Source organism: Streptomyces sp. CC53 (assembly GCF_001865245.1).
In the GTDB taxonomy this organism is placed as follows: domain Bacteria; phylum Actinomycetota; class Actinomycetes; order Streptomycetales; family Streptomycetaceae; genus Streptomyces.
Genome location: NZ_MKXB01000061.1, coordinates 1 through 6,389 on the forward strand (window position 1 = coordinate 1; position 6,389 = coordinate 6,389).

Genomic DNA, 6,389 nt, shown 5'->3' on the forward strand with positions numbered 1-6,389 from the left:
GCAGCCGGGCGGGCGACCCGCACGCGCCACCGCCCACGACGGCCCGCCCGCCGCTGCCCGCCGCGGCGGCGCTCCACCGACCGCCGACACCCCGCCGGCCCGTCCGCCGCGGCGGACGGCGACGCCCGGGGCCCGGGGGAGGGCCGCGCCGCCGGGTGGCCCCGCCCCGCGACCTGGGCGCATCCTTGCTGTGTGACGTGGTTCGGCGCCGCTCCCGGGCACGTCCCGCCCCACCACCAGGAGCTCGTCGCGGGGAGCGGGACGGAAGACGGTCTTGTCACCGACGCCCTCGCCATGGCCCTCGCGCCCGCCGTCGTCGACGCCGTCGACGCCGTCGGCGGCTACGCGGGCGGCGTCTACCTGCGGTCCCGCACGAAGGGCCTCCTGCGCCTCGCCGTCCTCGCCGGCCTTCCCGTGCGCCTCTTCCGCCCCTGGTGGCGCATGCACGTGAACCGGCCCTTCCCCGTCGCGGAGGCGTTCCGCTCCGGCGAACCCGTCCACCTCGCCGACGCCGAGGAGGCCATGCGCCGCTTCCCGCAGCTCATGGCGGGCCTGCCGTTCCCGTTCGGTTCGCTGTACGTCCCCGTCTCCCACGGCACGGACCGCTACGGCGTCCTCGTCGTCCTGCGCACCGCCACCCCCGGCCGCCCGGTCGACCCCGCCGACCGGCAGCGGCTGCGCACCACCGCGGACCGCCTCGGCGCCGCCCTCGCCGAACTGGAGCGCACGGGCACCCCCGTCTCCTGGGAACGGGCCCCCGCCCCCGTCCAGCTCCCCGCCGGGGCCACCCCGCCCGTCCGCGTGGGACGGCTCACCTGGCAGACGGACACCGGCGCCGTCACGGCCGACGCCGAGGCGTCCCGCATCCTCGGCAGCCCGCCGGACGACCCGCCCACGACCATCGGCGACCTGGAGGAGCTGCTCGCCGCGGAGGACGTGTACGGCCTGTGGGCGCTGGCCCACCGCATCACCGAGCGCACCGACCCCGACCGGCCCGCCGCGCGCCGCATGTGGCTGGGCGGCCGCGACGGACGGCCGCACCTCCTCGAACTGGCCCGCCGCCCGGGCGGCGACCCCGCCCGCCTCACCGGACTCCTCGTCGACCCCGGCACCGGCCCCATCGTCGCGGCCGCCGCCGACCGCCTCGCCACCGGCGTGCTCTCCCTGGACCGCGTCGGCCGCATCACCTACGCCAGCCGCAGCGCCGAGACCCTCCTCGGTGTGGCCAGGCCCGCCCTCGTCGGCCGGATCCTGTGGGACGTCCTGCCCTGGACCGGCCGACCCGCGTACGAGGACCAGTTCCGGGCGGCGCTCATCGCCTCGGACCCGGTGCACTTCCTCGCCCACCGGGACTCCGCGTCCTGGCTCTCCGTCTCCCTCCACCCCGACCACGACGGCCTGACCGTCACCCTCAGCGCCGCCGAGGAACCGACCTACGCGCCCGCGTCCGTGGCCGCGCCCGGCGGCGGACTCGGCTCACCCGCCGACCGCGCCGCCGTGCTCTACCGTCCCGTCGCCCTGGCGATCGCCCTCACCGAGGCCGTCACCGCCCGGCAGGTCTCCGAAGTCGTCACCGAGGAGCTGCTGCCCGCCTTCGGCGGCCGCCAGCTCGCCATCTACCTGCTGAGCGAGCGCCACCTGCACCTCGCCTGGGAGACCGGATTCCCGCAGGGGTTCCTCGACCGCTTCGACGGCGTCGGGCTGGACGCGCGGCTGCCCGGCGTCGAGTGCCTCACCTCCGGCCGGCCGATCTTCTTCGAGTCCATGCAGCGCCTCGCCGCCGCCTACCCGGGCATCCCCCTCGACGCGCACGTCGGCGCCCGCGCCTTCCTGCCCCTCATCGCCTCCGGTCGGCCCGTCGGCTCCTGCATCCTCGGCTTCGACCGGCCGCGCGGATTCAGCCCCGAGGAGCGCACCGTCCTCACGGCCCTCGCCGGCCTCATCGCCCAGGCGCTCCAGCGGGCCCGCGCCTTCGACACCGAGGCGGCCCTGGCCCGCGGCCTGCAGAACGCCCTGCTGCCCCACCGCCTGCCGCGGCTGCGCCACGTCGACACCGTCGGACGGTACCTGCCCGGCACCCAGGGCATGGAGGTCGGCGGCGACTGGTACGACGTCGTCGAAACCTCCCGCGGTGTCGCCCTCGTCATCGGCGACGTCCAGGGGCACGGCGTCTCCGCCGCGGCCACGATGGGGCAGGTCCGCAGCGCCGTGCGGGCCTTCGCCCTCGCCGGACACGACCCGCAGGAAGTCATGAGCGGCACCAACCGGCTGCTCATCGACCTCGACCCAGGCCAGTTCGCCAGCTGCTGCTACTGCGTGCTCGATCCCCGGACCGGCGCCGTCCAGGCCGTCCGCGCCGGCCACCTGCCTCCCCTGCTGCGCCATCCAGACGGCGGGACCGAGGTCGTCGACCTGCCCGGCGGCGTCGTGCTCGGCGTCGACGCCGAGGCCGCCTACCCGGTCACGGAACTGCGCCTGCCGCCTGGGGGCGTCCTGGCCCTGTTCACCGACGGCCTCGTGGAGCAGCCGGGCACCGACATCGACCTCGGTGTGGAGCGGCTGCGCGGCGTCCTCGCCGGCGCGCCCGCCGACACGACTCTGCCCGGACTCGCCGACCGGGTCGTCGAAGAGGCCCTGCGCGCCCACGACCGGCCCGACGACGTGGCGCTGCTCCTCGCCGCCCGTACCGGCCGCACGGAGGAGCGCCGATCCTCCGACGGCGGTTTCGGTGCCTGAGAGCCGGCCGAGGGCGGTCCGGAACGGCCACCGGGCGGGCCGAGTGCGGGGCGCCCGCCGTGGCGGGACGGGCGGGGTGCGCCTCTGAGGGGGTACCGGGCAGCCGCGACCCTGGCGTCGGCGGGGGGCGCCGGTCCACGGCATGCGGCGTGTGCCGGCGGGCCGGGACGTGCGGGTGCGGGCTCACCCCCGGTCCGGGCGCGGGGCCTGTACCCGCGGATCGACCGGAAGCCCGGCCCGGTCGGCGGGGGCGCTGAGCGCGGGGCATGCGCCCTCGCGCCCGGCCGTCCCCGCCGCGTTCCGGCGGCCGGGTTTGCCGTCCGCCACCCCGGCAACCCGCCGGGTGACCACACCCGCACGCCGCTCACACGCCGGGAGGCAGTCATGGCAGAGGCGTCCGCACAGATCACACCGGAGCTGTGGGACGAGTTCCACACCGTCGTCAACATGACCTCGCGCGAACTCCAGGAATGGCTCAGCACCGCAGCCGCGGGAGAGCGGACCGAAACGCTCCCCGACCAGGCCGGACCCGCGATCGGACGGCGCGTCCTGGAGATCCTCGGCAAGCGGCGCACCGACCTCGGCGACGACGACGTCGCCGTCATGCGCCGCGTCGTCGACACCGTGCGCAGCCAGCGCCCGGCCGACATGGAACCGCAAGCCGGCGGCACCGACTGGCGGCACGGTCTGATGAACATCGGCCACGACCCGCTCAAGCCCGTCTGACCCGGCGGGCGCCCCAGCCACCGCGAAGAGGCAGCCCGTGCGCCTCACCCACGTCCGCCCCACCGACCCCGGCCACACCCGCGTCCGCCACGGACGCGGCTTCCGCTGTCTGGACCCGGCCGGACGGCCCCTGCGCGACCCTGCCGAGGTCGCCAGGATCCGTCGGCCTCGCCGTCTCCCAGTCGGCCGCCACCGACGAGAAACCGCCCGACGCCGCGCCGTGCGCGAGGTCGCCGACTACCTCGGCAACACCCCGGCCGTGTGCCGCACCTCGTACATCAACCCCCGGGTGATCGAACTGTACGTGGAAGGCGTCACGGTCGCCGCCGCCCTGCCGCACCTCGGGGCCGCCGCACCGTACGGCCTGCCCGCCACTGTCGGCCCCGCCGAACGGGCGGTGCTCCGCATGCCGCGGGCCGACCGTCCGGACGCCGCCTGACGGGTCACGGCCAGGACGGCTCCCGGCGCGGCACCACCACCAGCTCGCCCGCCACGCTGCCCTCCGGCACCGACAGGGCGTACAGCACCGCGTCCGCCACGACATCCGGGCTCTGCAGCAGCGACGTGTCCGCGTCCGGGAAGCGGTCCATGATGAACGGCGTCTCCATGCCGCCCGCGACGATCCCCGTGACACCGATCCCCGGGCAGTCCCGCTGCGCCTCCTTGAACAGCGTGTGCGTGAAGGCCCGCAGCCCGGACTTCCCCGCCGCGTAGGGGCCCGCCTCCGTCCACGTGCGGTTCGCCGCCGTGGACAGGATGTTCACGATGTGGCCGCCGCCGCGGGCCACCATCCGCCGGTACGCCTCCAGGCAGAGGTACATCGGCCCCAGCAGGTTCGTCGCCACCACCCGCGTCACCTCGTCGGCCGTCAGGTGCTCGATCGGCTTGGACACGTCGACGGCCGCGTTGTTGACGAGCACGTCGACCGCGCCGCCGCCCTGCTCCAGTTCCCGGAACACGCCCGCGACCGCGTCGGCGTCCCGCACGTCCAGCTCCACGAACCGCGTGTCGCCGCCCCCCCCCGTTCAGCTCGTCGCACAGCTCCCGCGCCGGTTCCTTGCGCACGTCCGCGACCAGCACCGCGGCGCCTGCCCCGGCCAGCCGCCGGGTGATCGCCGCGCCGAGCCCCCGCGCGCCCCCGGTCACCAGAGCCTGCCTGCCCCGCAGATCGACGTAGTCCCTGCCGCCCATGCCGTGCCGCCTTCCTTAGGTGCCGTAGGGCTCCACTGTCACCCGGGCGACACCGTCGGGCACCCCGAGCGGTCACTGTGAGCAAGCACACCGGGAGCCCGGGATCCCCTGCGGGGCACGGCCGTTGCGTCCCCGGCGGGCCGCGCCCGCGCCCCGGGGAGACGTGGGCCACGTCGGGGACGCGGCCCGCTCTGCCACCATGGGCGCCGCCGCGGCACCACCCGTGCGCGGCGCCGACCGAGTCCGGTGGGGCGGCCGGGCAGAGCAGCCGGTGCCGCAGGCCCGCCGGGCCCCTTCCGAGCCCTCCAGCGAGCACCTCGCCGTGACAGACACCCCTGCCCCCGACCGTTCCCCGTGGCGTTCGCTGAGGTACCGCGGCATGCGCTGGTGGTCCTTCGCCAACTTCGTCTCCAACGCCGGCACGTGGATGCAGCTGACCGTGCAGAACCTGCTGGTCCTGCAGATCACCGGCTCCGCCGCCGCGACCGGCCTCTCGCTGTCCGTGCAGGCCGCGCCCGGCCTGCTGATGAGTCTGGTGGGCGGCGCCGCCGTCGACCGCTTCCCGCGCAAGCTGACCGCCGCCGTCAGCCAGGCGCTCCTCGGCGCGGTCGCCTTCACCACGGCGTTCCTCGTGGCGTCCGACCAGCTCGGCGTCGGCGTGCTGATGGCGCTGGCCGCGGTCACCGGTCTCATCGCCACCGTCGACGGGCCGGCGTGCGCGCTGCTCGGCAACGACCTCGTCCGACCGGAGGACGTGCCGTCGGCCATCGGTGTCGGCTCCCTCGTCCACAACGCGGGCCGCCTCGTCGGCGCAGCGCTCGCGGGCGTCGCGGTCGGCTTCCTCGGCACGGCGGCCGCGTACGCCGCGAACGGCGTGTCGTTCCTGTTCGTCGCGGCGGTCATCCCGTTCCTGCGGCCCGTCGCCGGCGCGGTGTCCCGCACCCGGCCGCCGTCCGGCGGGGCCGAGCCGGCTGCCGCGCCCGCCGCCGACCTGACGGTCCGCGAGGGCCTCCGCTTCTTCGCCCGGCGCCCCCGCCTCGTCGGCCTCGCCGTGATCACCGGGATCAGCGCCGTCTTCGGCCGCAACTACGGGCTCACCCTCGCCGTGCTCGTCACCGGTCCGCTCGCGGGCGGCGCCGGCGCGTTCGGCACGGTGTCGACCGTGCTGGCCGCGGGCGGCATCGTGGGCGCCGTCCTGGGCGCACGGCTGCGCAAGCCGTCCGTGCGCCTCGTGGGCGTCCTCGCGGCGGCGGGCGGCCTCCTCCAGGCGGCGGCCGGGCTGTCGCCGTCCCTGGCGGTCCTCCTGGTGCTCGTCCTGCCGATGGCGGTCGCGGAGTCGGTCTCCGACACGGCGGGCACGACGGTGCTCCAGACCGACCCGCCGGCGCACCTGCGCGGCCGGGTCCTCGGCGTGTGGGGCAGCATCCGCACGGTGTGGAGCCTCGCCGGGCCGCCCGCGCTGGGGCTCCTCATGGAACTGGCCGGCGCACGCGGCGCCCTCGTGGCGGGCGGCCTGGCCATCGCCGCGGTGGTCCTCGCCGGCCATGTGCTGCGCGGCAGGACCGTACGCGCGGTGGCGCTCCGCCCGGACCCGCAGCCGGTGCCGTCGCTCGGCACGGCGGCGTGACCGCACGGCCGCCCGCGCCTGCGGGCGGCCGTGCGGACCCCCCACCGCCCGGGTGTGCCCGCCCGGTGCCGGGCGGGCGGTGCGGGGGCTTGCGACCGCAGCGGGTCGC

Annotated in this window: 4 protein-coding genes and 2 pseudogenes; 4 read left to right on the forward strand and 2 right to left on the reverse strand. The window is 76.8% G+C overall.

Features of this window, described 5'->3' with window-relative positions:
• Positions 1-294: 294 nt before the first annotated feature.
• The 3 genes and pseudogenes from BJP40_RS05370 to BJP40_RS05380 all read left to right on the forward strand — a co-directional run.
• On the forward strand, positions 295-2,736 hold the full coding sequence (locus BJP40_RS05370; protein ID WP_071279042.1) for a SpoIIE family protein phosphatase: 2,442 nt from the start codon (positions 295-297) through the stop codon (positions 2,734-2,736).
• Between the two features lie 384 nt (positions 2,737-3,120).
• Entirely contained in the window at positions 3,121-3,462 is a 342-nt protein-coding gene (locus BJP40_RS05375) for a DUF3140 domain-containing protein (RefSeq protein WP_071279038.1), read from the forward strand.
• Positions 3,463-3,620: 158 nt separating this feature from the next.
• Positions 3,621-3,901 (forward strand): annotated as a pseudogene (locus BJP40_RS05380) (DNA topoisomerase IB); the annotation flags it as partial.
• 4 nt (positions 3,902-3,905) lie between these two features.
• Here the strand turns inward: BJP40_RS05380 and BJP40_RS05385 are convergent.
• Positions 3,906-4,460, reverse strand: coding sequence for an SDR family oxidoreductase (locus BJP40_RS05385; protein ID WP_256220639.1), 555 nt, complete (start codon positions 4,458-4,460; stop codon positions 3,906-3,908).
• A 76-nt stretch (positions 4,461-4,536) separates the two neighbouring features.
• Positions 4,537-4,653 (reverse strand): annotated as a pseudogene (locus tag BJP40_RS35275) (2-hydroxycyclohexanecarboxyl-CoA dehydrogenase); the annotation flags it as partial.
• 379 nt (positions 4,654-5,032) lie between these two features.
• Between BJP40_RS35275 and BJP40_RS05390 the strand changes: the two are divergent.
• Positions 5,033-6,280, forward strand: coding sequence for an MFS transporter (locus BJP40_RS05390; RefSeq protein ID WP_256220640.1), 1,248 nt, complete (start codon positions 5,033-5,035; stop codon positions 6,278-6,280).
• Positions 6,281-6,389: the final 109 nt, after the last annotated feature.